Genomic DNA, 24239 nt, shown 5'->3' on the forward strand with positions numbered 1-24239 from the left:
TGTATGTTTGAACTGATGAAAAAAATTTTAAGTGCATTGTTGCTGCTTTGGTTTGTGCCAGCGGCTACTTTTGTAGCGAAGGCTCAGAGCTTTGAGGATGTTTATCAGCTATTTCAAGAATCTAAAATATTAAATGATCATTTTGTTGGTTTTTCTTTGTATGACCTAAATGCCAATAAATATGTGATGGACATAAACGGCAATAAGCATTTTACACCGGCTTCCAATACAAAAATGTATACCACCTATGCTGCTCTAGCACTGTTGGGCGATTCAATACCTGGTTTGGAGTATGTGGAACGCGGAGACTCGCTGCTTATCTGGGGGACAGGTGATCCGACGTTTCTGCATAATCGGTTAGATACCAGGGTAGTGTATAACTTTTTGAAAAATACGAATAAACGCATTTTTGTTGTACCAGGGAAAATGAAAAATAAGTTCTTTGCACATGGTTGGGCTATGGAAGATTTTGAAGCTTACTATCAGCCTGAAATCAGTACATTTCCTATTTATGGCAATGTGGTCACTTTTCGTCAAAAAGGTTATAATTATTTATCGACCTCTCCAGCGAGTTTTCAAAATTCACTGGATTTTTTGCCGGAACCTAAGGTAGGTGATTTTGAACTTTCCCGCTCATTTCGTGAAAATTCTTTTTGGATGTCCAAACGTCCCGTTCCGAGCGGTTATGTCAATGAGGTTCCATTTATCTATTCTGATAGCTTATTTATTAAATTATTGTCGGATAGTCTAGGTAAATCCGTGACCTTATTGTCTTACCAAAAACCAAGCAATACCAAGATACTCTATTCAGGCAGTACCAAAAATTTAATCCGTGAAATGATGTTGCCAAGTGATAATTTTATTGCTGAACAGTTTTTAATGATGTGTTCGTGGAAACAATTCGGTCAATTTGATACTTACTTGGTGCGGGACTGGATGAAGAATAACGTTTATAAATACTTTTCAGCTGAGGTTGCTATTTTTGATGGATCGGGACTATCATCCTATAACAAAGTGACTCCCCAGAATAATGTCGATCTATTGGTCGTCTTGAAAAATAAGTTGCCGGATGAGAAGGAACGTTTTCGTCTTTTTCCGGCTGGAGGTGTAGATGGTACCCTAAAACGTACCTATAGCAAAGATCTCGGAGAACCGTTTGTTTTTGCTAAAACGGGAACGATTACATCTGTCTATAATCAAAGTGGTTATTTGATCACACGGACAGGAAGGCGCTTGGCATTTTCTTTTATGAACAATAATTATATAGATGATCGAGCAAGTGCAATTCGTAAAGAAATGGCTAAAATAATTACTTATATTCGTCAAACTTATTAAGCCAATTTAAATGGAAGCAATTGTAAAAAACAATAAAAAATTGATTCGTTCTTGGGCCATGTTCGATTGGGCCAATTCTGCTTACAACCTTGTTATTACTTCCACGATATTCCCTGTTTACTATACCGCAATTACTACCACAAAAGAGCATGGTGATGTTGTTCGTTTCTTTGGGATTGAAGTCGTCAATACCGCACTTTCTAATTTTTCTTTGGCCTTTGCCTATCTGTTGATGTCTTTTTCTTTGCCCTTTATTTCTTCGTACGCTGATGCAAAAGGAAAAAAGAAAGAGATTATGAAATTCTTCACTTATGTTGGAGCAGTTGCATGTATGTGCTTATTTTTCTTCAAGCTTGAAACTTTGGAAATTGGTATCATCTGTTTTGTGCTTGCAGCGATGGGGTATATTGGCGGTGTTTTGTTTAATAATTCCTATTTGCCGCTTTTGGCGACAGTCGATCAACAAGATAAGGTGAGTGCGCAAGGTTTTGCTTATGGTTATATTGGCTGTGTCACTTTACAGATTCTTTGTTTTATAGTGGTGCTTAAGCCTGAATGGTTTGGTATTACAGATGCTTCACTACCGGCCCGTATATCGTTTCTAATGGTCGGATTGTGGTGGCTTGGGTTTTCAATGATTCCTTTCAAATACCTGCCTAAAATCGATGCAACCGAGAATAACACAGGTAAGAGTTTTGTTCAGAATGTACGGGATGAATTCGGCCATGTTATCCAAAAAATCAAAGGTATTCCTGAAATAAAGCAGTTTTTGCCGGCTTTTTTCTTCTATGCAATTGGTGTTCAGACTTTGATGATTGTAGCCTCCTCTTTTGGGGAGAAAATTTTGCATTTAGGCGCAGAAAGGTTGATTGCTACAATTCTTCTCATTCAGCTCGTAGCTATCTTAGGTGCATTTTTAATGTCTTATTTATCTACGCTTTTTGGGAATATTAAGGTGTTGATCGTTGTGGTGATGATCTGGATAGGCATATGTATTTCGGCCTTTTATTTATCTACTCCACTTCAGTTTTATATTATTGCTGCATTGGTCGGTTTAGTTATGGGCGGGATTCAGTCCTTATCGCGTTCAACCTATTCTAAATTAATTCCGACGGATATCAAAGATACGACTGCTTTCTTCTCTTTTTATGACGTCACAGAAAAAGTTGCTATAGTTATAGGATTATTCTCATTCGGGTTTATAGAACAGGTTACACATAATATACGATATTCGGCATTGGTTCTTTCTTTATTTTTTGTAATTGGATTGTTACTTTTGATCCGGATATTAGTATCCAATAAATCTTAATTTTATTGATTGAATTGCATATGAAAGTAGAACTTTTTGTTCCTTGTTTTATAGATCAGCTTTACCCTGAGACCGCATTTAATACGGCTCGTTTATTAGAAAAGGTCGGTTGCGAGGTTGTCTATAATCCTGAGCAGACATGCTGTGGCCAGCCTGCCTATAATGCTGGATTTTGGGATGATGCAAAACAGGTCGGACGGAAGTTTTTAGGTGATTTCTCAGGAGATCATGTGATTATTTCTCCTTCGGCGTCTTGTACTGGTATGGTACGACATGCTTATAATGATTTATTCGCAAATTCGGCCGATTCCCATCAGTGTCATAAAATACAGCAACAGGTTATGGAAATCTCTGATTTTTTAGTAAACGTGCTAAAAAAAGAGTATTTTGGAGCTGAGCTTGAGGGTGTTGCGGTGTACCACGATTCTTGTTCGGCTTTGCGAGAGTGCAAGATTAAAGAGGAACCACGGAAATTATTGAGTAAGGTCTTAGGTTTGGAGATGGTGGAGGTGAAAGATAGCGAGACATGTTGTGGGTTTGGGGGTAGTTTTGCCGTTAAATTCGAAGGAATATCCGCAGCAATGGCTGAGCAAAAAGTGCGCAATGCACTTGATCTGAATGCGGATTATATTATTTCCACTGATTCATCTTGTTTGCTACAGCTTCAATCTTATATCGATAAACATAAATTACCCATTCAGACGATGCACCTCGTTGATGTGTTGACTACTGGCTGGGGAAATATTTAAATAACACATTAAATCTAAACACATGAATTCAAGAAGAGATTTTCTTAAAAACCTTGCACTAGCGTCTGCTGGTATAGCATTAGCTCCCTCTTTGGAGAGTTTTGCGGCAGCAAAGAAAGATTGGTTTGACATTTCCTTGGCTGAATGGTCATTGCATAAATCCTTGTTCAAGGGAGATTTGAACAATTTGGATTTTCCGGTATTGGCTGCCAAAAAATACGGTATCTATGGGGTGGAATATGTAAATCAGTTTTTTAAGGATAAGGCTAATGATAATAATTACCTTACTGAGCTAAATATGCGTGCAAAAGATAATGGTGTACGTAATGTACTCATTATGATTGATGGTGAGGGAAATCTCGGTGATGAAGATGAAACAAAGAGAAAACAAGCCGTGCAAAACCATTATAAGTGGATTTCTGCAGCTAATTTCTTAGGTTGTCATGCAATCCGTGTCAATGCGGCTGGAAAAGGGACTCCTGAGGAAGTGAGTAAACGTGTTGTTGAAAGTTTAACAGCGCTATCTGATATTGGTAAAAAAGCGGGGATTAGCATTATTGTAGAAAACCATGGTGGTATCTCTTCACATGGTGACTGGTTGGCTAATACATTAAAAGCAGTGGGTAGTAAGTATTGTGGAAGTTTACCTGATCTTGGTAATTTCTATGAGTATGATCGTTATCAAGGTGTAACGGATCTAATGCCTTATGCACATGGTGTGAGTGCCAAAACACATGATTTTGATGCCAATGGAAATGAAACGCAAATTGACTATGAGCGTATGTTGAAGATTGTTAAAAAAGCAAAATTCAAAGGTTATGTGGGGATTGAATATGAGGGAAGTAAGTTGAGCGAAGAAGAGGGTATTTTTGCTACTAAAAAATTACTGGAACGTTTGCGCCCTTTGATCTAATATTTAACTAGTCGAGTTCTTTTCAGGAAATGGAAGGAACTCGGCTCGTTAAATAGGTTTTAATTGAAGTGTTGCTCGGATGCAACAACGAAAAAAACTGCAGTCCATTCGTTAGAAACCTATTAAAATCTTCACTATCTTGCTTGAGTATATGAAGACGAGTGAACAACCTCTTTCTTTGTGTAGAGGATCATCGGATTTTTCCGTTTACCGATGGTATATTTTATAAATGGAAATCGCACTACCTTATTTTGAAAAATAACGACTAAAAAAAACATGAATTTTGAAAAAAATGCTGTTCTTGAAACCCATTTGCAAAAAGTAGGGGCGGAACATGTATTGGTACAAGGGCATCCTGCCGGCTTGTTTGTATTATTCTTCACAGAGATGTGGGAGCGTTTTAGCTATTATGGTATGCGGGCACTGTTGGTAAATTTTCTGGTTTCTACCATTGCCCAACAAGGATGGGGTTGGACCAACTCCGAGGCCATGAAGCTTTATGGTTTGTACACCGGGATGGTGTTTTTAACGCCACTGTTCGGCGGGATTATAGCCGATCGCCTAACAGGATATAAAAAATCCATTATGGTCGGAGCTATAATTATGACGCTGGGACATATCGCTATGGCTTTAGAGGGATTTAATAAAAGCTTCTTTTTGGCGGGTTTGGTGCTGATTGTTTTGGGAAATGGTTTGTTCAAACCCAATATTTCTTCGATGGTAGGGAAATTATATCCGGATAAAGGAGGTAAAAAGGATGCGGGTTATACCATCTTTTATATGGGCATCAACGGGGGAGCGTTTTTAGGTATGATGCTATGCGGTTATATTGGTGAGAAGATCGGCTGGCATTATGGATTTGGGCTTGCCGGAGTATTTATGTTTTTGGGAATGTTGCAGTTCTATTTTGCGCAGCCCATCTTCGGAAAAATTGGAAATACACCCCAGAAACAAGAAGAGTTAACCGATATTGCAGCCGGAGAAGAAGAAAATCCAAAGCATATTGTTCGTGATCGTTTGCTGGTAATAGCCATTTTTATGTTGTCAAGTATTGTTTTCCATTTAGCTTTTGAGCAAGCAGGTGGCTCGATGACGATCTTTGCGAAAAATTATACACAACGGGTATTGAGTGGTGAAGTGGCGGTTTTATTTAAATGGTTGGATGCTGCATTGACGGTTTTGCCGATTGTGGTAATTACTGGCGTACTGTTTGTTTTAGCGAAGAAAATCGTACGTAAATACCCTATGATCATACTTTTTTCGAGTATTTCTTTTGTGATCATTTGGTCTTTGTGCCTTTGGAAAGTTTATCGGGAATATTATGGTATGAATTCAGAAGTTACTGTATCCTGGTTTCCGATGTTAAATTCTTTCTTTATCATTACCCTGGCCACATCATTTAGTAAGATATGGGAGAAAGTGTGGAATCCTTCTGGTCCAATTAAGTTTGCAATGGGACTGACATTGGTTGGAGTCGGTTTTGCAGCTTTATCTATTGGAAGCTCTGAGATTCCTACCGGTGCAAAGACGGCCTCTGTTAGTATGATCTGGCTGGTGTTGGCGTACTTTTTTCATACAGTGGGCGAATTATGTATTGGTCCGGTCGGACTTTCTTATGTCAGTAAACTATCGCCAAAAAAATTCCTGGGGTTATTGTTTGGTTTTTGGTTTTGTGCCAATGCCATAGCTAATTTTATAGGGGGGGTTATTGGGTCATATATTGATAAGATTACAGAATCTCATTCCATGTCATATTTCTTTGCTGTATTTACAGTAATTCCTATGGTGGCTGCTGTATTTCTTATTCTGGCCAACAAAAAAATAAAAAAGATGATGCATGGAATTGATTAATTCATAGAAAAATAGTGTATCTTCAAGCGATTTTTATCAAAATAAAAACAAAACCTGAGTTATAAAATAATTATTGAAATTATATGAATCAAGAAAAAGATCAAGTTCTTGTAGCACATCTTGCTAAGCAGGGGATCGATGACAAGATGGTAAATGGGCATCCTGCCGGATTATTTGTGCTATTCTTTACAGAGATGTGGGAGCGGTTTAGTTACTACGGTATGCGGGCATTGTTGACCTTATTTTTAATAAGTTCCCTTGCTGATGGAGGATGGGAATGGAGTAACGAACGTGCCATGAAACTTTACGGTTTGTATACTGGTTTTGTCTATTTAACACCATTGATCGGTGGAATGATTGCGGATAAGCTAACCGGTTTTAAGAAGGCGATTTTGATAGGCGCTTTGGTAATGACATTGGGGCACCTGTCTATGGCATTTGAGGGTGTGAATTCCAATTTCTTTTATCTCGGTCTTGTGTTAATGATTTTGGGTAACGGGATGTTTAAACCTAATATTTCTTCTATGGTGGGAAATCTTTATCCAGATCAAAGTCCTAAAAAAGATGCAGGGTATACCATATTCTATATGGGCATCAATGCCGGGTCATTTTTGGGAATGCTTCTATGCGGTTATATCGGCGAAAAAATTGGTTGGCATTATGGTTTCGGGCTTGCTGGAGTATTTATGTTCTTTGGTATGTTGCAATTCTATTTTGGACAAAAGATATTTGGAATTATCGGAGATTCACCGAAAGCACTTCAGGCTTACCATGAAAAAAAGATCAAAAATCACGAAGAGGAGGAAGAGGTCATTCCTGCACATGTTGTCCGTGATAGGTTAATCGTTGTCACCATATTTATGTTGGCTAGTGTGGTTTTCTTTTTGTCTTTTGAACAGGCGGGCGGATCCATGTCTATCTTTGCAAAGGATTATACACAAAGAGTCCTGTCTGGAAGTTCAGCAGTGACATTTAAATGGATTGATACTATTTTGACTATTGTGCCTATCGTTATTGTGACGATCGTTTTAACAGCATTGGCTAGAAAAATATATAAACAGTATCCATTGACTATTTTATTTACCGCTGTCTCATTTGGTATCATTTGGTGCTTGGGCTTATGGAAAGTATTTCGAGAAATTGGAATAACCGGATCGGAAGTTGGGGCCTCATGGTTTCAAATATTGAATGCATTTTTTATTATTTCACTGGCATCGTCATTTAGCAAATTTTGGGAGAAGGTCTGGAATCCTTCGGGACCAGTTAAGTTTGCGCTAGGTTTAATATTGGTGGGAATTGGATTTGCAGCATTAGCTTATGGGGCGAGCGAGATTCCTCAAGGAGCAAAGACAGCGTCTGTGAGTATGATTTGGTTGGTGATCGCCTATTTCTTTCATTCAGCAGGGGAGCTTTGTCTTTCACCTGTTGGCTTGTCTTATGTTAGTAAGCTTTCCCCAAAGAAATTTTTAGGGCTTCTTTTCGGTTGCTGGTTCTGTGCTTCGGCAATTGCCAATTTTATAGGTGGATTTTTAGGCTCATACATTGATCGCATTACAGAAGAGCATTCGATGTCCTATTTCTTTATGATATTTGCAATAGTTCCTGGGGTTACGGCATTGCTATTAATTGTCTTGAATCCAATATTGAAAAAAATGATGCATGGGATCAACTAATCAGGATCGATAGCATCACAAAAAAAGGGCTAATCAATACACTGATTGGCCCTTTTTTTATCTCTTTTTTACTATTGATGCTTATTTATGTTTATTCTTCCACTTTTAAAAGTAGTTTATCGATGCGGTGTCCATCCATATCAAGCACTTCGAAAATTAGATTTTTAAATCGGACACGTTCGCCTTCTTCGGGTACATGATCTAATCTTAGGAATACCAGGCCTCCTACGGTGGTTACATTGTTGATCTCATCTTCGTCTTCTTCAGAAAGACCGATTTCAAATTCATCCAAAAGATCCTCGATCTGATATTGTCCGTCGACAACATAATCACCGTTTTCCAATTGACGTATTGTCGGACGTGCACTTAGGTCGCTTTCTGTGATGTTGCCGACCAAATCGCCAACGATATCCCGTAACGTAATAATTCCCTGTGGTGAGCCATACTCATCAATGACAACCGCCTGATGTATACTGGAGGTACGTAAGGTGTTCATAATGCTATAAGATGAACTGAATTCATTAACAAACTTGATCGGTAACATAAGTGTTCTTAGATCAAATGCTTCGTTCTGGAGGCATTGACGAAGTAATGATTTTACATGAACAACACCTTTAATATTGTCGAGGCCACCTTCACAGACTGGGTAGATGGAATGATCGTTGTCCAGAATGATCTTTCTGTTTTCTTCAAAGGAATCTTCCAGATCCAAGAATACAATGCTTTTGCGGTGAGTCATTAGGTTGACCGCTTTTTTGTCACCTAAACTCAACAAACGGTCGACGATATCGTGCTCAATACCTTCGATGACGCCACTGTCGACACCTTCGTCTACTAACGCCTTAATTTCTTCTTCTGTGACACTATTGCCGCTACTCTTGATATTGAGTATTTTGACAATAAACTCTGTCGACATACTTAGTAGCCATACAAATGGCCGAACGATTTTGCTGAGCAGGTTCATCGGGTAAGCGATCAGCATGGCGTACTTCTCCGGAATAGCCATACCGATACGTTTGGGGACCAGTTCACCAAGCACCAACGAAAAGTAGGTGATGATAAAGACGACAATGATGACGGCGAGCTGTTCGCTATAGGGGGCTATGATACTGGATTTATTAAAGATCTCTACGAGGTAAGATGAAATATTGCCGCCAGAAAAGAATCCTGTTAGGATTCCAATAAGGGTAATACCTATTTGTACAGTGGATAGAAAGCTGTTGGGCGATTCTTTTAGGTTTAGCGCTATTTTGGCAGCGGCATTGTTTTTATCGCTTTCAGCCTGTAGCCTTGCCTTTCTGCTGGATACGATGGATATTTCTGATGCCGATAGTATTCCGTTTAGAATAATCAGGGCTAAAATAATAATTGCTTCGGTAAGCATAATGAGTTGAAAAAGTTATTTGCTAGGGCTAATTTACGGAAAAGACCAGCCAAATAGTAGGATTATTATGATTATGTCAAGTATTCATAAAAAAAGCCGTATATCTTTCAATACGGCTTTTATGATAATAGGCGTGTTTTTTCAATTACATTCCACTGTCATCTAACATAAAGGTGTTTTTCTTGGTTTTCCATTTTCCTTTTGTGAAATCAGGGAATTCCAACGTTTTATTTCCTTTTGCAATAGACTCGGTAGATAATGGGAATACGGCACTCATGGTTACCGAATCATACACGTCAATTGGAGTCTGTACCTTTTGTTTTACAGCCTGAATAAACGCATTGAATACAAACCAGTCCATGCCGCCATGACCAGAACCGTTTGCTACCTCTTCATATTTTTGCCAGATTGGGTGATCGTATTTCTTTACCCATTCGTCCGCAGAATCCCAAGTGTGTGGTTTGGATTTACCCTCGATGTGAATACCTTTGGCAACATCCATCCAAATACCGTCTGTTCCCTGTACGCGGAAACCGATAGAGTAAGGTCTTGGTAAGTGTGTATCATGCGTTAATAACATGGTTTCTCCATTCGCACATTGTAACATCGTTTGAGTGATATCACCATTTTTGTAATTGATCTTACCGTTAGGATGTCCCGGGGAAACTTTATTGACATAGGCTGCCAATCCGCGGGCTTTACTTGAGTACGAAGTGATATGGGTGAATCTGTTGCCCTTGTTGATATCTGCAAATTGCATAATTGGACCTAAACCGTGTGTAGGGTATAGATCACCATCTTGGTCGATATTGAACTGTGTACGCCACTGTGCCTCAGAAATCGCTTTCGGACCATATTCAACGCCATGGCCATAATAGGCTTTTCCGTCATTGAATAATACCTCGCGTAAATCGTGTTGATAACCGCCTTCCAGGTGCAACAATTCACCAAATAGACCTTGTCTGTGCATGTTCAATACAGCAAGTACATCACGACGGAATGCAACATTTTCTAGGGTCATGTAAGGCTTTCCAGTTTCTTCGGATACTTTCACAATATCCCAGTGATCTTGTAGCGTTAAACCTGCAATAACCTCGCAACCCACGTATAGACCAGCTTTCATTGCATCGATAGCTTGGTTTTTGTGGAATTGCCAAGGCGTTGCAATAATGACAGCATCTAATTTTTCATTGCTTAACATCTTTTTGTAAGCATCAACTCCACCAGTATACTCTTTTGGAAGTTTGGTGCCTTTTGCATTGAATTGTTTACGGCATTGTGCTAGAGATTCTTCCTGGGTGTCACAGACAGCCACAATTTCTAGATCATCTCTGTTTAGGGCAATTTGAACGTGATTACGTCCTCTAAGGCCTACGCCAATAAAACCGATTTTTATTTTCCCATTTGATTGAGCAAATAATTCTGTACTTGAAAGGACACCGATTCCAGCTGTAGTGATGGCAGTCGATTTTATGAAATTTCTTCTATCCATTGTTTTGAGATATAAGGAGTTTGTATATTAGTTATTTACTTGTTTGAAAACAGTCCTTAAGACTGGCTACTATTAACAAATATATTATTTCATTTGGGATAAATGAAAGTGCAAACGTTTGCTTAATTTTATTAAATTTCATGCAAACGTTTGATTGAAATAAAAATTATCATTTATTAATTCAATTTGTGATATTGCAAGCACATTGATGATTTAAAAAACATAGTTTAATGTCTGATTTTAACCAATTAGTAGTAGAGAGCGCAGCAAAACAATTCACATTAGAAGGAGATATCATTTCAGTGCAACCGTTTGGTTCTGGTCATATCAATGATACTTATCGTGTAGTTACTACTGTAGATAGCGGTATATCGCATTTATTACAACGTATTAACCACCATGTTTTTCCGAACGTGGATGGATTAATGCATAATATTGAGATTGTCACCAAGCATCTTAGTAAGAAAGTTAAAGTCGCTGAAGGAAAAAGAATCAGCGATCATGTATTGACAATTGTTCCTACAAAAGATGGGAAATTATATATAAAAGATAGTCAGGATAATTATTGGCGCATGTTTATCCTCATAGAGGATACCAAAAGCTATGATATTGTAGAGACTGAGGTACAAGCCGCTGAGGGTGGTCGTGCTTTTGGTTTGTTTCAAAAGCAGCTCTCGGATTTAGATGCTTCATCGATCGTTGAGGTACTTCCTAACTTTCATAATATAGAGTTTAGACTCGAAAATCTTCGAAAAGCGATCGCTAAAGATGTCTGTCAACGCGTAGCGTCGGTGAAAGACAAATTGGATTTTATCTTTAGTCGTGAAGATCGAATGAAAACCATTCTTGAACTTGGTAGTAAGGGGGAGCTTCCGCTGCGTATTACACATAATGATACAAAGTTTAATAATGTGCTCTTAGATCGCCACGATAAGATGCAATGTGTCATCGATTTAGATACTGTCATGCCGGGCTATGTGGCATATGACTTTGGGGATGCTATTCGGACGATTATTAACCCCGTTGCCGAGGATGAGAAGGATGTTTCGAAAATTCTGCTAAATCTTGCTTTATATAAGGCATATGCCGAAGGTTATTTGGAGGAAGCTAATGACTTCTTGACAACTTTGGAGAAAGAAACATTAGTAGATGGAGCCTTCTTATTGCCATATATGCAAGGAGTACGTTTCTTAACGGACTATTTGGAAGGAGATCATTACTACAAGACTAAATATGAGGACCATAATCTGGTGCGTACAAATACGCAACTGAAATTGGTTGAAGAGATGGAAAAGAATGAAGCATTTATGCGAAAGGTAGTTTTTGATTGCATTTAACAATTTTATACCTTTAATCATATTGAGAAGCTTCCATCGCGTAGATGAAGCTTCTTTTTTCTGTAAAAAAAAATATTCGAATGAAAAAACTAACCATTTTGCCTATCGCAGCGGAGCTGACCAATACACTAGATTATCATACTTTGTCGAAGCTCTTGAGCAATCTTGAATCGCATTCTTTGGAGTTTAATAATTGGAGCGAATCTTTCCCGTATAAACCTGAGGTACAATTTAAGATTGGCTACACCCGGGAGTATCTAGTGTTGCAGTACGATGTCGTCGAAGAACAACTTCGGGGTAATTATTCCGAAACAAATCAAAATGTATGGGAAGATAGTTGTGTGGAGTTCTTTATTTCATTTGATGGACGTAAACATTATTATAACCTGGAATTTAATCTAATTGGAACGGGCTTGATCGGTTATGGCCCGGCTGAAAAGGCTAGTCGAAATCGGTTGGATATTACAACGATAGAACAGGTGCGTACTTACTCTTTAATTGAGCGCAATGGTTCCGATAAGCGATGGAGTATGATTGAGGTAATTCCACTTGCTGTATTTCAGTTTGACGATGTTGTAGACCTGAAAGGTAAACTGATACATGGAAATTTTTATAAATGTGGTGATCATCTCAAACAACCACATTTTATATCTTGGAATAAAATAGAAAACCCAACTCCTAACTTCCATCTCCCCGAGTTTTTTGGAGAAATGGTCTTTGGTTAGGAGTTGAGTAAAAAAGTTGATGCTTATTGGTAAACAGATTCTTTTTTGAATTTCTTTGCCAATAAAGCATATACTAATACACGGTATTTATTTTTATTGGATTTGCCAATAGCGGTAATCACTTCCTCTAGTGCCTTGTCTAAATCCGGCCCATCTTTTAGGCCTAATTTTTTGATCAAAAAATTTTGTTTGACACGGTTCAGTTCTTCGGGATCTGATGCAGCGACGGTTTCGGAGTCTGCATTGTAAATGGAAGGTCCTATTCCTTTTGTTACTTTTGCAATAAATGCTTCATCTAATGATAAGCCTAGCTTTTTTGATTCTGCAACATATGCAGCAATTTTTTCATCTAATTTGCTCATAATTATGTAAGTGATTTAATTGTAGTGAGTTAAGTTAGGTAAAAAAGTCGATAAACAAAATTATTCTTTGGGTTAGGATAAAGATTGTTACATTTGTACCCTTGATAAGTGCTGTTAACTAAAATGTGGAAAATTTCAACTAATTATTCTTCGTAATTGTTGTAAGTTACATTTTTATAAGTTATCTTTGCACCTCAATAATTGAATATACGTAATCATAATAATAATGAAAAAAGATTTGCATCCTTCAAATTACAGATTAGTTGTATTTAAAGATATGTCAAATGACTATGCTTTTATTACAAAATCTTGTGTTGATACTAAAGAAACTATCACATGGGAAGATGGTAATGAGTATCCAGTTGTAAAACTAGAGATCTCTCATACATCACACCCTTTCTATACAGGTAAAATGAAATTGGTTGATACTGCTGGTCGTATCGACAAATTCCGTAATCGTTACAACAAAAAATAATTGTAGCAGATCTGTATATTACAATATTAAGAACTCGATAAATATAATTTGTCGAGTTTTTTTTGTTATTTTTAATTTGTGAAAATCTTCTTTACAGATTGCTTTGATTCGATCCAATTGTTGGATAAGCTTAGCTCCCCATTAACTACTTTTGATAGAAAGAGTCTTTATCCATTTACTTTCGTGAAATCTTGTTTGGACCTTCGGGTTGGTATACTGACTTTACGGGAGAAATGGCAAAAATTAGCTTTAGAATTTGATGTACACTATATTACCGCTCACTCGAACGAGGAGGGGGTTATTTGGCTGTCTGAGAACGTTATCCCGTCAGTAGTATTATTGCAGGCTATACAGCGCTTGGGCGCAGGAGAGGTCCTTGTATGGGGTGGATACGTTGTAGCTTGTTGTTATACCCATATGGGCTCTTATCGTGTACAAGAGTTTGATACGTCAGTGGATCTACTAAAGGGGGTAGAAGATCTGTTTTTGCTTACAGGAACTGAAATAACACGTGATTTCAATCTTCTGGTACAAGGTGTTCAGTCGTTCGATATATCTGTGACAAATCAATTGTTAGGTAATGACCTTTATGTAGCCGCTAGTGTTAGCATGGAATGTGCTACCCTCAATACCCTACAAGGTCCCATATATATCGATGAAGATGTTACAATTATGGAGGGAGCGCATTTGCGTGGTCCATTATACCTTGGTAAAGGAGCCGTTGTAAAAATGGGCGCTACGATTTATGGCAATGTTTCGATAGGGAAGCAGAGTGTCATTGGGGGAGAGATCGGGAATTCCGTCATTGGTGATTTTTCGGCCAAGGGGCATCATGGTTATCTAGGTTGCTCGGTGATAGGGGATTGGTGTAACTTAGGGGCTGGTACCTCTAATTCCAATTTAAAGAATAACTTAAAGGCCGTTTCAATTTACGATTATGCATTGGATGGTGTTCGGGATACAGGTCTGTTAAAATGCGGAACCTTTATTGGAGACTATACGCGTCTTGGTATCAATTCGGCTTTAAATACAGGGACGGTAATTGGAATTGCAAGCATGCTAGCAGATACAAGTTTTTATGCTAAATTTGTACCGTCATTTGCTTGGGTGTTTGACGGAGGTGCGCAAACTTATGAATTTGATAAGTTTATGGCATATTTGGAGACGCTGTATGCATCAAAAGGGGAAGAGCTCTCGGAGCAGATTAAAGATAAATTGAATCAACTTAACAAAAAATATAATTAAATCGTAAAATCATGCGTAAAAAAATCGTAGCTGGTAATTGGAAAATGAATTTAGACTATCAATCAGGATTGAGCTTGTTTTCTGAAATTATCAATATGGCCAAAGATGAAGTGATTGGAAACCAAGAATTGGTTGTTTGTAGCCCATTTATTCATTTGTCAAGTCTTGGACAATTGTCGAAAAATGTTGCAAATGTAAATATCGGTGCACAGAATATTCACCAAGCTGAGTCCGGAGCCTATACAGGTGAGATTTCGGCTTCACAAGTAAAATCAGTAGGTGCTTCACATGTTATTTTGGGGCACTCTGAAAGACGTGCTTATTTTGGTGAGACTGATGCATTGTTGGCATCTAAAGTGGATATTGCATTAAAGCATGATTTAACACCAATATTCTGTATTGGAGAAACAAGAGAAGAACGCGAATCTGGAGCTTTCTTTGATGTGATCAAAACACAATTGACAGATGGATTGTTCCACTTGTCTAAAGAAGCTTTTGCATCTGTGGTATTAGCATATGAGCCAGTTTGGGCAATTGGTACTGGTTTGACAGCTAGCCCTGAGCAAGCACAGGAGGTTCATAAATTTATCCGCGAGGTGCTAGCTGACCAATATGGTCAAGAGATTGCTGATAATACAAGTATTCTTTATGGAGGGTCTTGTAATCCAGGTAATGCAAAAGATTTGTTTGCTCAAGCCGACATCGATGGTGGTTTGATAGGAGGGGCTTCTTTAAAATCGAGAGATTTTATTGATATCGCTAAAGTATTTAACGGCTAATTTTTAGAAATGAAATACGTAGAGGTTATCTTTCAAATGCGATCAGGTGAAGAATGGCAAAAGGATTTGTTGATATCTGATTTGGCTGATATTGGCTTTGATACTTTTGAGGATACCGAATCTGGATTTGCAGCTTATATTTCAGCTGCAAATCTTGACTTGCAAGCATTAGAAACTTTGATGCTTCAACCTTATGAAGGCCTAGAGGTCGATTATAAGATACAGGAAATAGAAAACCAGAATTGGAACAAATTGTGGGAAAGTAATTTCAACCCAATTGAGGTGGGGGGGCAATGCTATGTGCGTGCAACTTTTCATGAGGCAAAACCGGAGTTTCCCTATGAAATCATTATAGATCCGAAGATGTCTTTTGGCACTGGCCATCATCAAACAACTTCGATGATGCTTCAGTATATTTTGGAGAATGATTTTAATGGCAAGCAGGTTTTAGACATGGGCTGCGGTACAGGTATTTTGGCCATTTTGGCATCAAAAAAAGGAGCGAATTCTGTGTTGGCTGTGGATTATGATGAAATATGTGTTGAAAGTGTGATCGAAAATAGGGTACTCAATCATGTTGAGGATATTGAAGCGCTCTGCGGATCTTACGAAGTATTAACAGATCGGGTCTTTGATGTGATTTTGGCAAATATTAATCGTAACATTCTTTTAGAACAATTACCTCAGTATGCATTGAGCATTCGTACAGGGGGTGAGCTGTACCTAAGTGGTTTCTATGAGCAGGAAGATTTAGCAATCTTAAGCGATGCGGCGACGTCATTAGGTTTTGAGTTTATCTCCAATAAAGTTTTAAATAATTGGTGTGCAGCCAAGTTTGTGAAGCGATAATTTAGCTATGCGGATTCATTTTATAGCAATAGGTGGTAGTGTGATGCATAACCTTGCTATTTCATTGGCAAAACAAGGGCATCAAGTGACAGGTTCTGACGATCAGATCGTGGAGCCTTCCCGTTCTCATTTGATTGAAGCAGGATTGCTTCCTAATCAATTGGGCTGGTTTGAGGAAAAAGTGACGGAGGATATTGATGCTGTGATCTTGGGTGCTCATGCCCAGGCGGATAATCCTGAATTAAAGCGGGCGCAAGAATTAGGTCTTAAAATTTATTCTTTTCCAGAATTTATACAAGAGCTTTCACAGGATAAAATCCGGGTGGTTATCGCTGGAAGTTACGGTAAGACAACCATAACGAGTATGGTGATGCACGTTATGCGATTTCTAGGAAAAGAATTTGACTATTTGGTAGGAGCTCAATTAAGGGGCTTTGATAAGTTGGTTGATATTACTAAGCATAATAAGATTATTATTATCGAAGGAGATGAATATGTTTCATCCAAGATTGATCCGAAGTCTAAGTTTTTGTATTATAAACCGAATATAGCCTTAATTTCGGGTATTGTATGGAATGAGTTTAACTCGAAAATATCACAAGAGGAATATATTAAACAATTTGAAGATTTTATTGACTCAATTCCACATAAAGGTACCTTAATTTATAATAAGGAAGATGTTGTGTTACAGAAGGTTCTTCAAGATACGAAAGATTGTAAGATCAATAGACATGGCTATAAGATTCCTGATTATACAATTAATAAGGGAGTAACTTATATCAGCACACCGGATGGTGATATTCCTTTGCAAGTGTTTGGTAAGCACAACTTATCCAATATTGCTGGGGCATATACGATCTGCGAATGGTTGGGGATCAAAAAGAAAGAGTTCTTTGAGGCTATAAAAAGTTTTAATACTTCGATCCGTTATTTGGAGTTTGTTGCAAGCTCGGAAGGATCTGTGGTTTATCAGGATTATGCCTGTAATGCGGATAAAGTGAAGTCAAGTATTCACGCCGTGAAAGAGCAATTTCCTAATCAGAAATTGGTCACAATTATCGAATTAAACTCGTATGATAGTTTAGATTCTTCCTTTTTGTTACAATATGCAAACTCGATGAAAGAGTCGGATGTATCTGTGGTCTACGTGAATATAAATTCTTGTAAAGAACTTAATAAAGATATCGAAAGTGTCCCAAATAATATTAAGGATAATTTTAATAATCCTGATTTAGAGGTTGTTGTAAGTTTAGACGGACTCTATTCATTTTTAGATGGTGTCAAATCAAAGGGCTACAATTTACTTCTTATGAGTTTAAATAATTATAATGGGGTTAATTTGTCCGTGCTGGCTGATCGGTTTTTTAGAGATTTTTAGAGAAAAAATTATAATTTAATGTAAATTAAATTATAATTTATTATTTTTGTTTAAAATATCTACCAGATGAATGCATTAGGAAAAAAAATCAGATTACTTAGACACCAAAAGGGGTGGAGTCAAGAGGATGTTGCAAAACGATTGGATATCTCAATCCCAGCATTTTCTAAAATTGAAACAGGGATTACAGATGTGAATTTGTCTCGCCTGAATCAAATCTCAAAATTATTCAATTTGACAGTTGTTCAACTTTTATCTACTTCTGATTCTGAAGAAGACAAAGAGTATGTAAATGAGGTGAATGCTTTGACGCAAAAATTACAACTACGCGATAGCGAAGTAATTGAATTGCAGAAAAAGGTTATTGACCTTTATGAGCAATTGCACAAAAGATAAGGCATATTAAAATTGTTACCGAAAAGGCAATCCAAAGGGTTGCCTTTTTTTGTTTATGCAACTTTATTTTGGTCAAAAGTGATTTTGTTTTTGTTTCTTTGTAAGTATTTTATCAAAAAATAAAGGTTGATTATTTATGGGGAGATTAAACGGGGATATTGCGACTAGCCCGTCGACTGATTTTTTTAAGTCAAATGTATTGGGACAGCGTTCAGGGCTCTTTGTCCTTTTCTTTACTGAAATGTGGGAACGTTTTTCGTTCTACGGGATGCGTGTACTCTTAATGCAGTTTTTAACTGCTGCAGTTATTCAAGGTAGTCCTTTCTCGGGATGGTCCTGGACTGCACAACAAGCTGGAGCACTTTATGGGACCTATGCCATGATGCTCTATTTAACTCCTATTATAGGAGGGATTATAGCGGATAAATATATTGGATCACGTAAAGCTGTGATTATCGGTTCGGCGATTATGACGCTTGGCCATGCTGCCATGGCCTTTGATACTTCGATTATGTTTTTCCTTGGTTTAGTGTGTCTAGTTATCGGAACGGGTTTCTTCAAGCCTAACATGCCATCTATCTTAGGTGAAATGTATAAAGATCTGCCAGAAAAAAAGGACGGAGCTTATACCATATTCTATATGGGGGTCAATGCCGGCGCTTTCTTTGGTATGATGCTATGCGGATATATTGCCGAAACTTACGGCTGGCATTGGGGATTCGGTTTGGCTGGTATCTTTATGCTTTTGGGAACACTGCAGTTTGTTTTCGCAAAACCACTCATGGGAAATCTTGGTGTTTTAAATAAGTCCACCTCTGGGGAGCATAAAGTTATCGCTGAGGATACGGATGCAAGAAATCCATTTACCATACGTGATTATGTATTGATAGCGATAGTTTCTATTATTGGTTTTGTATACGCTTTTAATGACCCTTTATCTAAGAATGGTATTGTTGATGTATTTTCTCGTTTGGATACGCCGTTTCTAAGAGGGCAGTATATAATGGTCATTGTGGCGTTAATTCTCTTCATATATCTTATTGTTACACGGATTATGCGTTATGATAAGGTTGTAAGGGATCGGATGTTCGCAGTTGTGCTGTTGGCTTTTTTCTTGGTCTTCTTTTTTATGAGCTTTGAGCAGGGGGCAACTTCATTAGTTCTTGTGGCTAGAGATAATATTGATAGATCACTTACTGGTGCTGCATTGACAACCTTTAATGTGGTAAATGGTTTATTGACGATTGTACCGCTTTCGATTATCTCTTGGGTTCTGATTAAATTGGCAAAAGTAACCTGGGACAAAATTGCCATTTCAAATATCGTATTGTTTATCTGTTTTGGGTTGATTTGGGGAGCAGTAATCTGGATGTTGTACAATGAGTTCAATAAAGAAGCATCAGAAATCAAAGTTTCTTGGTTCTCTATCTTAAACTCATTTTTTATTATTGCACTAGCCTCTTCGGTATCCAAAATTTGGGAGTCGAAGTATAATCCATCAGCAGCCTTTAAATATGGCTTTGGTCTGATCTTGGTTGCGATAGGATTTTTCATTATTGGATTAGGATCAATAGGAATAAGTCAGGGTGCTAAAATCTCGATGGTATTTTTGGTGCTGACCTATTTGTTCCATACATTGGGTGAATTATTTATTTCACCGGTAGGCCTCTCTTACGTATCGAAATTGGTACCGGCTCGCATGCTTGCATTTATGTTTGGAATCTGGTATTTGGCGATTGCTATTGCACAGAAGGTTGCAGCGGTATTGGGAGGACAAGTGGAAACAATTCAAGAGGAACACTCCTTGAGTTACTTCTTCTTCTTATTTACAGCAATTCCTGCCTTAGCAGGCCTGTTGGTAATGCTGTTTAATCCATTGATTAAACGATTGATGCACGGAATTAAATAACAAATATATAAGCTTCTTTTACGAAAGAAGCTTTTTTGATTAATATAAATTAGTATGGAGGTTAGTACAAGGGAATCGCTAGAAGAGATTCAAAATTTTGACGGAAAGTACCCAAAGCAAATCTGGAGTTTGTTTTTTTCCGAGATGTGGGAAAGATTCTGTTTCTATGGTATGCGCGGTATGTTGGTGTTCTTTATGATCACACAACTAAACTTTGCTGAAAAGGATGCCAATTTACAGTATGGAGCGACACAGGCATTTGTTTATGCGTTTACATTCATAGGTGGGCTGTTTGCAGACAAAATTCTTGGTTTTAGAAAGTCTTTATTCTGGGGTGGCTTATTGATGATCGTAGGGAGCTTATTTCTTGCAGCAGATCCGCATAAGTATTTCTTTTTTGGTTTATCATTTATCATTATAGGTACCGGTTTTTTTAAACCCAACATATCAACGATGGTAGGCGAGCTGTATAAAAAAGGTGATGTTCGTCGTGATGGTGGTTTTTCGTTGTTTTATGCGGGAATAAATTTAGGTGCATTCTTAGGTGGATATATCTGTGTTGCGATCGGTAAAGGATATATGTTGACGTCAATTATTTCTGAGGGACATCGTTGGAATGTCGCTTTTGGTTTGGCGGCGGTAGGAATGTTGGTTAGTTTAGTGAATTTTCACTTTACCAAAAGGCATTTAGGACCAATAGGACTTCAACCAGGGGATCCTGAGGCCATAGTAAAGACGAAGGCATTACCGAAATGGGTAGAATATGCTGTATATATTGCCACGTTGATTTTTATCCCTATTATTCAGATCATGGTGTCAAAAACGCAGTATACAGACTATTTTATGTACACAATTGGCCCATTGACGCTGTTGTATCTTTTCTATGAAATGTCTAAAGTGACTGCTGAAGAGCGGAAGAAATTAATTGCAGCCCTGGTGTTTATTCTTTTCTCGATTATTTTTTGGGGAATATATGAGCAAAGTGGCGGTTCCTTAAGCATCTTTGCTGCTAAGCATTTGAATGATTCTTTATTGGGCGTTATGACGCTCGATCCAAATGGTGTTAACAATTCAGGTGGAGCATTATTTATTATTGCATTAGCACCTCTTTTTGGCCTTTTTTGGATTTGGCTGGGCAAACGTAAACTTGAGCCAAATACCATTATTAAGTTTGGTCTTGGTTTTGTTTTCTTGGGATTAGGTTATTATGTTCTATTTGCTACGCGTTTATTCGCTCACGACGGTATGACCTCATTGGATGTCTTTACCCTTGCGCTGCTTGTGATTACCGTTGGGGAGCTTTGTCTATCACCAATTGGTCTTTCCATTATGACGAAATTGTCTCCGGCGAGATTACAAGGTATCATGATGGGAATGTGGTTCTTGGCGAGTGCTTATGGTCAATATGTAGCAGGTTTGATCGGTGCTAGTATGGCCGAAGCTAAGGAAGGAAGTTCATTGGCGGATAAATTGGTGACTTATACGGAGAGTTATAAACAATTAGGCTTATATTCTTTGATTGCTGGTGTGGTGCTTATAGCCTTGTCGCCCGTTGTGCGTAAATTGATGGGTAACGTGAAATAAGCGTTAATAATTTTGACACAGTAAAGTTATTCTTTCAACATAAAAAAAGCTTGATTATTAAATCAAGCTTTTTTTTATATCAATAAATCCATTTGAATTTATAATCTTTTTCTGGAACCTTCATCCGATCAGCCAGTCTAGCCAAACGATCTGGTAGTTTCAGTAGATAATCTCTCGCTTTCTCACCTTTATCATTCAGGCCGGTAACTTGATCTATTTTCCACTCACTATTCAGCTCTTTTAAGATATCCACGTAGTCCAAAGCAGTATATACTCCCAATCGTTGGGCCGCGTCTGAGAAATGTGCAAACGCTTCTCCTTGGGGCTCGCCTGCTTCTCTTAAGAACTGGGCTGGCATAACGATTTTTTTACGCATCATATCCTCAAATGCAATCATGACTTCACTCGCGTCTACTGTGATTGCTTTTGAAATAAAAGACATATAGGCTTTGGCATGGCGTGCTTCATCAGATGCGATGACACCACACATTTTTGCCAAAAGTTTATCACCGCTTTTTTTGGAAAGCCCAGATACACGACGGTGGGAAACGTTGGTTGCCAATTCCTGAAATGAAGTATAAATAAAATTCCGGTAAGGGTCTGCACCAGTACCGATATCAAAACCGTCTTGAATAAGATATTGCGTAGACATTTCAAATTGACGCATGTCTATTCTACCCGACAAATAAAGGTATTTGTTCAACAGATCACCGTGGCGGTTTTCTTCAGCCGTCCAAGCGCGTACCCATTTCATCCATCCACCTTGCTCGTTTTTGTCAACGTCTTCTACCATGGTCAACCATGATTCGTACGTTGGAAGGGCCTCTTCGGTGATGGTGTCTCCAACTAATACTGCGACCAAATCATAAGAGAGTTCTTTTGCACTTTCCTGCAACTCTTTTACTTCCTCAAAAAAACTGTCCCTAGAAGAATCTGGAAGAAAATCGGCAGGTTGCCACATTTCTTCAACAGGCTTCAGGTATTCGCTCATCTCATTGAGCATGAACGGTTCCAAATAGGCCATCACTTCTTTACGTGAGCCTTCTGGTAAATTTAGAGGTAATTCTTGCATATCATTACAAAGGTAACTAAATAGCATCAATAAATTATAAAAGCTAACTATAATTGTTTAAAATGCCAAAAAATCCTTTTTTGGCTGAGGACACCTTCGAAAACCGACATTGATAATGACATAAAAAACAGATTGGCCAGCCCGTATTCGATAAAATACTATTAACTTTGTATAAATTATTTAGACGACGTTGGAAAAATTTAATATAGATAAAATACGTGCCGATTTTCCGATTCTCAAGAGAGAAGTAAATGGTAAACCATTGGTTTATTTGGATAACGGCGCGACAACACAGAAGCCGAGTTCTGTTATCGATTCGATTGTACATTATTATACAGATATGAATAGTAATGTGCATCGTGGCGTACATTATCTTAGTCAGATATCGACGGACGCTTTTGAGGTGACTCGGAAAAAAGTTCAGGCTTTCATCAATGCCGCTGAAGATAAGGAAATCATTATCACCAAAGGAACAACAGATGGAATTAATCTGATTGCAACTTGTTATGGCAGAGCTTTTATCCATGAAGGTGATGAGATTATTATCTCAGCGATGGAACACCATTCTAATATTGTGCCTTGGCAGATGCTTTGTGATGAAAAGGGCTGTAAAATTCGGGTCATTCCGATGAACGATAAAGGTGAGCTTGATATGGATGCCTACAGCAATTTGTTTAATGAGAAAACCAAATTAGTTGCTGTAACCTATGTTTCAAACTCCCTTGGGACAATCAATCCTGTGAGTGAGATGATTTCAATTGCTCACCGACATGGTGCTGTTGTGTTAGTTGATGCTGCGCAGGCGGTTCAACATATACAGATTGATGTTCAAAAGCTTGATGTAGATTTTCTGGTATTCTCCGGACATAAAATGTACGGCCCTACTGGAGTTGGGGTGTTATACGGTAAAGAGGATTTATTGAACGCGATGCCGCCTTATCAAGGTGGTGGAGATATGATTAAAGAAGTTACTTTTGAAAAAACGACCTATAACGAACTGCCCTTTAAATTTGAGGCCGGTACACCCAATATTGAGGCCGGTATCTGTTTGAACGAGGCTATAGATTATATCAATTCAATAGGTCTGGAAAATATCGAGGCTTACGAACATGATTTGTTGCAGTACGCTACGGAGAAGTTGGCTGAAATCCCAGGCATGCGGTTTATTGGAACGGCCGAGAAGAAATGTTCCGTTATTTCATTTGTAATTGACGGTACTCATCCTTATGACGTTGGTGTGATCTTGGATAAATTAGGAATCGCTGTGCGTACAGGCCACCATTGTGCCCAACCTGTCATGGATAGGTTCGGTATCCCGGGAACTATTCGTGCTTCTTTAGCGGTATATAATACAAAAGAGGAAATAGATATTTTGGTCGCCGGTATCCAACGCGCGGTCAATATGTTGATTTAATAAAAAAT

21 protein-coding genes are annotated in these 24239 nt (G+C 38.2%); 17 read left to right on the forward strand and 4 right to left on the reverse strand.

Annotated elements, in window-relative coordinates:
• Positions 1-15 precede the first annotated feature (15 nt).
• From GVK91_RS21395 to GVK91_RS21420, 6 genes are all read left to right on the forward strand, one after another.
• The gene (locus tag GVK91_RS21395) at positions 16-1335 is read left to right on the forward strand and encodes a D-alanyl-D-alanine carboxypeptidase (RefSeq protein ID WP_228280121.1); all 1320 of its coding nucleotides are present in this window, start codon (positions 16-18) and stop codon (positions 1333-1335) included.
• A 10-nt stretch (positions 1336-1345) separates the two neighbouring features.
• Complete coding sequence (locus tag GVK91_RS21400) at positions 1346-2644, forward strand: MFS transporter (protein WP_153844764.1); 1299 nt, start codon at positions 1346-1348, stop codon at positions 2642-2644.
• A gap of 20 nt (positions 2645-2664) precedes the next feature.
• Positions 2665-3393, forward strand: coding sequence for a (Fe-S)-binding protein (locus tag GVK91_RS21405; RefSeq protein WP_153844763.1), 729 nt, complete (start codon positions 2665-2667; stop codon positions 3391-3393).
• Positions 3394-3415: 22 nt separating this feature from the next.
• Positions 3416-4306 carry a TIM barrel protein gene (locus GVK91_RS21410; protein ID WP_088162814.1) on the forward strand — a complete coding sequence of 297 codons (891 nt, stop codon included), beginning with the start codon at positions 3416-3418 and terminating at the stop codon, positions 4304-4306.
• Between the two features lie 276 nt (positions 4307-4582).
• Complete coding sequence (locus GVK91_RS21415) at positions 4583-6157, forward strand: peptide MFS transporter (RefSeq protein WP_159731253.1); 1575 nt, start codon at positions 4583-4585, stop codon at positions 6155-6157.
• Positions 6158-6240: 83 nt separating this feature from the next.
• The gene (locus GVK91_RS21420) at positions 6241-7830 is read left to right on the forward strand and encodes a peptide MFS transporter (protein ID WP_153844761.1); all 1590 of its coding nucleotides are present in this window, start codon (positions 6241-6243) and stop codon (positions 7828-7830) included.
• Positions 7831-7921: 91 nt separating this feature from the next.
• Here GVK91_RS21420 and GVK91_RS21425 read toward each other — a convergent pair whose 3' ends face one another.
• Together GVK91_RS21425 and GVK91_RS21430 are read right to left on the reverse strand one after the other, a co-directional pair.
• Positions 7922-9214: a hemolysin family protein gene (locus tag GVK91_RS21425; protein ID WP_159731263.1), complete on the reverse strand. Its 1293-nt coding sequence runs from the start codon at positions 9212-9214 to the stop codon at positions 7922-7924.
• Between the two features lie 145 nt (positions 9215-9359).
• Positions 9360-10706, reverse strand: a complete 1347-nt coding sequence (locus GVK91_RS21430) for a Gfo/Idh/MocA family protein (RefSeq protein ID WP_153844759.1) — start codon at positions 10704-10706, stop codon at positions 9360-9362.
• Positions 10707-10936: 230 nt separating this feature from the next.
• Between GVK91_RS21430 and GVK91_RS21435 the strand changes: the two genes are divergently transcribed.
• Both GVK91_RS21435 and GVK91_RS21440 read left to right on the forward strand, forming a co-directional pair.
• Positions 10937-12043, forward strand: a complete 1107-nt coding sequence (locus tag GVK91_RS21435; RefSeq protein ID WP_088162810.1) for a phosphotransferase enzyme family protein — start codon at positions 10937-10939, stop codon at positions 12041-12043.
• Positions 12044-12123: 80 nt separating this feature from the next.
• On the forward strand, positions 12124-12768 hold the full coding sequence (locus GVK91_RS21440) for a carbohydrate-binding family 9-like protein (protein WP_159731265.1): 645 nt from the start codon (positions 12124-12126) through the stop codon (positions 12766-12768).
• 23 nt (positions 12769-12791) lie between these two features.
• Here GVK91_RS21440 and GVK91_RS21445 read toward each other — a convergent pair whose 3' ends face one another.
• Complete coding sequence (locus GVK91_RS21445; protein ID WP_088162808.1) at positions 12792-13130, reverse strand: DUF2853 family protein; 339 nt, start codon at positions 13128-13130, stop codon at positions 12792-12794.
• A gap of 226 nt (positions 13131-13356) precedes the next feature.
• On the opposite strand from GVK91_RS21445, the gene GVK91_RS21450 reads away from it, so the two are divergent.
• The 8 genes from GVK91_RS21450 (at position 13357) to GVK91_RS21485 (ending at position 21745) form a co-directional block, all read left to right on the forward strand.
• Positions 13357-13605, forward strand: a complete 249-nt coding sequence (locus tag GVK91_RS21450) for a type B 50S ribosomal protein L31 (protein WP_046671774.1) — start codon at positions 13357-13359, stop codon at positions 13603-13605.
• A 78-nt stretch (positions 13606-13683) separates the two neighbouring features.
• Entirely contained in the window at positions 13684-14850 is a 1167-nt protein-coding gene (locus tag GVK91_RS21455) for a putative sugar nucleotidyl transferase (protein WP_159731267.1), read from the forward strand.
• 11 nt (positions 14851-14861) lie between these two features.
• Complete coding sequence (gene tpiA, locus GVK91_RS21460) at positions 14862-15629, forward strand: triose-phosphate isomerase (protein ID WP_120333340.1); 768 nt, start codon at positions 14862-14864, stop codon at positions 15627-15629.
• A gap of 9 nt (positions 15630-15638) precedes the next feature.
• On the forward strand, positions 15639-16478 hold the full coding sequence (gene prmA, locus GVK91_RS21465; RefSeq protein WP_153844756.1) for a 50S ribosomal protein L11 methyltransferase: 840 nt from the start codon (positions 15639-15641) through the stop codon (positions 16476-16478).
• A gap of 7 nt (positions 16479-16485) precedes the next feature.
• The gene (locus tag GVK91_RS21470) at positions 16486-17856 is read left to right on the forward strand and encodes a Mur ligase domain-containing protein (protein ID WP_159731269.1); all 1371 of its coding nucleotides are present in this window, start codon (positions 16486-16488) and stop codon (positions 17854-17856) included.
• 66 nt (positions 17857-17922) lie between these two features.
• Positions 17923-18252 (forward strand): helix-turn-helix domain-containing protein, encoded by a 330-nt coding sequence (locus GVK91_RS21475; RefSeq protein WP_153844754.1) that lies wholly within the window; start codon positions 17923-17925, stop codon positions 18250-18252.
• 136 nt (positions 18253-18388) lie between these two features.
• Positions 18389-20161, forward strand: coding sequence for a peptide MFS transporter (locus GVK91_RS21480; protein WP_159731271.1), 1773 nt, complete (start codon positions 18389-18391; stop codon positions 20159-20161).
• A gap of 54 nt (positions 20162-20215) precedes the next feature.
• On the forward strand, positions 20216-21745 hold the full coding sequence (locus GVK91_RS21485) for a peptide MFS transporter (protein ID WP_115046804.1): 1530 nt from the start codon (positions 20216-20218) through the stop codon (positions 21743-21745).
• A gap of 79 nt (positions 21746-21824) precedes the next feature.
• On the opposite strand, the gene GVK91_RS21490 is transcribed toward GVK91_RS21485, so the two are convergent.
• Complete coding sequence (locus GVK91_RS21490) at positions 21825-22817, reverse strand: acyl-ACP desaturase (protein WP_159731273.1); 993 nt, start codon at positions 22815-22817, stop codon at positions 21825-21827.
• A 190-nt stretch (positions 22818-23007) separates the two neighbouring features.
• Here GVK91_RS21490 and GVK91_RS21495 point away from each other — a divergent pair, with 190 nt between their 5' ends.
• Positions 23008-24231 carry a cysteine desulfurase gene (locus GVK91_RS21495; protein ID WP_159731275.1) on the forward strand — a complete coding sequence of 408 codons (1224 nt, stop codon included), beginning with the start codon at positions 23008-23010 and terminating at the stop codon, positions 24229-24231.
• Positions 24232-24239: the final 8 nt, after the last annotated feature.

Origin of the sequence: Sphingobacterium sp. 18053 (assembly GCF_902706145.1) — a bacterium.
Classification (GTDB): domain Bacteria; phylum Bacteroidota; class Bacteroidia; order Sphingobacteriales; family Sphingobacteriaceae; genus Sphingobacterium; species Sphingobacterium paramultivorum.

Coding starts and splice junctions, on each gene's coding strand:
- GVK91_RS21395 (WP_228280121.1), top strand. CDS start 16: ATGAAAAAAATTTTAAGTGCATTGTTGCTGCTTTGGTTTGTGCCAGCG.
- GVK91_RS21400 (WP_153844764.1), top strand. CDS start 1,346: ATGGAAGCAATTGTAAAAAACAATAAAAAATTGATTCGTTCTTGGGCC.
- GVK91_RS21405 (WP_153844763.1), top strand. CDS start 2,665: ATGAAAGTAGAACTTTTTGTTCCTTGTTTTATAGATCAGCTTTACCCT.
- GVK91_RS21410 (WP_088162814.1), top strand. CDS start 3,416: ATGAATTCAAGAAGAGATTTTCTTAAAAACCTTGCACTAGCGTCTGCT.
- GVK91_RS21415 (WP_159731253.1), top strand. CDS start 4,583: ATGAATTTTGAAAAAAATGCTGTTCTTGAAACCCATTTGCAAAAAGTA.
- GVK91_RS21420 (WP_153844761.1), top strand. CDS start 6,241: ATGAATCAAGAAAAAGATCAAGTTCTTGTAGCACATCTTGCTAAGCAG.
- GVK91_RS21425 (WP_159731263.1), bottom strand. CDS start 9,214: ATGCTTACCGAAGCAATTATTATTTTAGCCCTGATTATTCTAAACGGA.
- GVK91_RS21430 (WP_153844759.1), bottom strand. CDS start 10,706: ATGGATAGAAGAAATTTCATAAAATCGACTGCCATCACTACAGCTGGA.
- GVK91_RS21435 (WP_088162810.1), top strand. CDS start 10,937: ATGTCTGATTTTAACCAATTAGTAGTAGAGAGCGCAGCAAAACAATTC.
- GVK91_RS21440 (WP_159731265.1), top strand. CDS start 12,124: ATGAAAAAACTAACCATTTTGCCTATCGCAGCGGAGCTGACCAATACA.
- GVK91_RS21445 (WP_088162808.1), bottom strand. CDS start 13,130: ATGAGCAAATTAGATGAAAAAATTGCTGCATATGTTGCAGAATCAAAA.
- GVK91_RS21450 (WP_046671774.1), top strand. CDS start 13,357: ATGAAAAAAGATTTGCATCCTTCAAATTACAGATTAGTTGTATTTAAA.
- tpiA (WP_120333340.1), top strand. CDS start 14,862: ATGCGTAAAAAAATCGTAGCTGGTAATTGGAAAATGAATTTAGACTAT.
- prmA (WP_153844756.1), top strand. CDS start 15,639: ATGAAATACGTAGAGGTTATCTTTCAAATGCGATCAGGTGAAGAATGG.
- GVK91_RS21470 (WP_159731269.1), top strand. CDS start 16,486: ATGCGGATTCATTTTATAGCAATAGGTGGTAGTGTGATGCATAACCTT.
- GVK91_RS21475 (WP_153844754.1), top strand. CDS start 17,923: ATGAATGCATTAGGAAAAAAAATCAGATTACTTAGACACCAAAAGGGG.
- GVK91_RS21480 (WP_159731271.1), top strand. CDS start 18,389: ATGGGGAGATTAAACGGGGATATTGCGACTAGCCCGTCGACTGATTTT.
- GVK91_RS21485 (WP_115046804.1), top strand. CDS start 20,216: ATGGAGGTTAGTACAAGGGAATCGCTAGAAGAGATTCAAAATTTTGAC.
- GVK91_RS21490 (WP_159731273.1), bottom strand. CDS start 22,817: ATGCAAGAATTACCTCTAAATTTACCAGAAGGCTCACGTAAAGAAGTG.